This is a genomic window from Deltaproteobacteria bacterium (assembly GCA_021159305.1).
Lineage (GTDB): Bacteria > Campylobacterota_A > Desulfurellia > JAGGSF01 > JAGGSF01 > JAGGSF01.
Genome location: JAGGSB010000071.1, coordinates 1 through 2215, shown reverse-complemented (window position 1 = coordinate 2215; position 2215 = coordinate 1). Strand labels below are relative to the sequence as shown.

The following is a 2215-nucleotide window of genomic DNA, read 5'->3' as shown; positions in this document are numbered from 1 at the left end:
TGTTCTTAGAAGTAAAGGCAAACACCTTTAGAATATCAGGTGTTCTTTCTCTGACAGCTACGCCCTGCCTCCTTACGATCTCCGGCAATTTATTCAAGGCAAGCTGAATCCTATTATTCACATCTGCCTTTGCTACAGCAGGATCTGTGCCTATCTTAAATGTTACATTTATAGATAACGTACCATTTGGTGATGCTACAGATGTCATATATATCATATTTTTAACGCCGTTTATCGCCTCTTCCAGCGGTGCTGCCACTGTTTTTGCAAGTGTTTGCGAATCTGCACCGGGATACTGTGCTCGAACCATAATAGTGGGTGGTGTAACGGTTGGGTACTCCTGTACAGGTAGGTCTTTTATAGCTATTGCGCCTGCTAAAACAATAATTATTGAAATGACAATGGTAAATATAGGCCTATCTATGAAAAATTTGGAAAACATTTACTGCTTCTTAATATTAATGATTTTATCTACTTTTACGGGCATACCTGGCTTAACTCTAAAAAAGTTATTGACAATTACCAGATTGCCTTCTTGTAAGCCTTGTTCAATGATATAATAATTTCCTGATGTTTCGCCAAGTTTTACGGGTTTTATTTGAGCTTTTCCTTTATCTACAACAAATACCATGGTGCCGAGAGGGTTTTGCAAAACAGCCTCCTGCGGTATCATGATGACATCTTTTCTAATGAGTCCATGCAGCATAATTCTAATAAATTCCCCAGGCATTAAATATCTCTTTAGATTTTGAAATATTGCCCTCGTTTTAACGGTAGAGGTTTGGATATCTATATTTGTGTCTATAAAATTAACAAAGCCAGTTTCTTTGTACTGTTTACCATTGATCTTGATAACGGCTTTAATTTTGCCATCTGTCGGCTTTTCCCAACTGCCATTTTTGATATAATATTTTTCCCTGATAATATTTATGTTAGGAATTGAGAACTCAGCATATATTGGATTAACCTTTGTTATTGTAACAAGCGGTGTTCCGTTTGTTACAAAATTTCCCACATCTGTGCATTTTAGCCCCGTAATACCGCTTAAGGGCGCCTTAACAGAAGTGTAGTTTAGATTAATTGTTGCCATCTTTAGGTTTGCTCTGGCGTTTGCAATGTCAGCTTTAGCAATTTCATAAACTGATAAAACCGCATCTCTTTCCCGCTGGCTTACTGCATTCTCCTCATATAAGGCTTTAATACGATTCCAATCCCTTTTTGCTTTATTAAACATAGCAAGAGCACGTTGAAGCTGCGCTTTTGCCCCATCTACTGCTGCCTGATAACTGTCCGGCTCTATCTTGTATAGCAAATCACCCTTTTTAACAAATTGCCCTTCTGTATAAAATTTCTTTATCAATGTACCTGTTACTCTTGCTACAACTTGAACTTTTTTTACACTTTTGAGTCTTGCAGGGTATTTCAACACAATTGGAATGTTTGATGGTTTTAAAACCTTGTAAACATCCACTGTAGTGATAGGTATTTGTTTATGGGCTGGAGTTTCGTGTTCTTTGCATTGTCCATCAATAATAAAAACACTCAAGCCCACCAGTAATATCATAAATATTTTGGACAAAATTTTCATTAGCAGATCCTCCTTTTTAAGGCCATTCTTTGCAGGTTTCAAGCATGATATCCAGGATTTTAAAGAAAGTTTCAACTTCTTTACTGATGAGTTTGCTTTTTACCAACTCATCATATTTTTCAGTAATAGGTATGGTTTTAGAAAGGATTTCTTTACTTTTTTCGGTTATTTCAATTGAGTATGCTCGCTTATCTCTTTTGTCTCTTTTTTTAAGAATAAGTCCTTTTTTTTCAAGTGAATTAATTGCTCTTGTAATAGTTGTTTTATCTTTTGATATTATTTTGGCTATTTGCGTCTGTATTGAGCCTGAATGATCGTTGGTTACTTTCATTATTGCGAATTGCTCTCCTGTAATGCCAAATGGTTTTAAACACTTGTTAAACTGGTTGCGAATAGCATTTGTGACCCTATTAATGCTGTATCCAAATGAATTTTTGAGCGTGTAATCTGCAGCCTTACCCCTTTTTGTAACCATTCGCACGATAGTAGCATATGCAACTAAGATTGTCAATAAATCGAATTGCCTTTGTCATTTAAAAATTAAAAGTGAACTGTTTTTATTAGATTTACGATTTAAAAGTGAACACCTGATAAACCATAATCTAAGGCCAAAAGAGAGGGCTTTAG

Annotated in this window: 3 protein-coding genes; all 3 read right to left on the bottom strand. The window is 35.7% G+C overall.

Annotation, left to right across the window (positions count from 1 at the left end):
- Positions 1 to 442, bottom strand: a 442-nt coding sequence (locus J7J10_04450; protein ID MCD6130181.1) for an efflux RND transporter permease subunit, incomplete at its 3' end; no start/stop codon positions are given.
- Positions 443 to 1588: an efflux RND transporter periplasmic adaptor subunit gene (locus tag J7J10_04445; protein ID MCD6130180.1), complete on the bottom strand. Its 1146-nt coding sequence runs from the start codon at positions 1586 to 1588 to the stop codon at positions 443 to 445.
- 16 nt (positions 1589 to 1604) lie between these two features.
- Positions 1605 to 2063: a winged helix-turn-helix transcriptional regulator gene (locus J7J10_04440; protein MCD6130179.1), complete on the bottom strand. Its 459-nt coding sequence runs from the start codon at positions 2061 to 2063 to the stop codon at positions 1605 to 1607.
- Positions 2064 to 2215: the final 152 nt, after the last annotated feature.

What these genes read in the sequence shown, in the direction of transcription:
- J7J10_04440 (MCD6130179.1), bottom strand. Translation starts at nt 2,063, where the DNA reads ATGGTTACAAAAAGGGGTAAGGCTGCAGATTACACGCTCAAAAATTCA.
- J7J10_04445 (MCD6130180.1), bottom strand. Translation starts at nt 1,588, where the DNA reads ATGAAAATTTTGTCCAAAATATTTATGATATTACTGGTGGGCTTGAGT.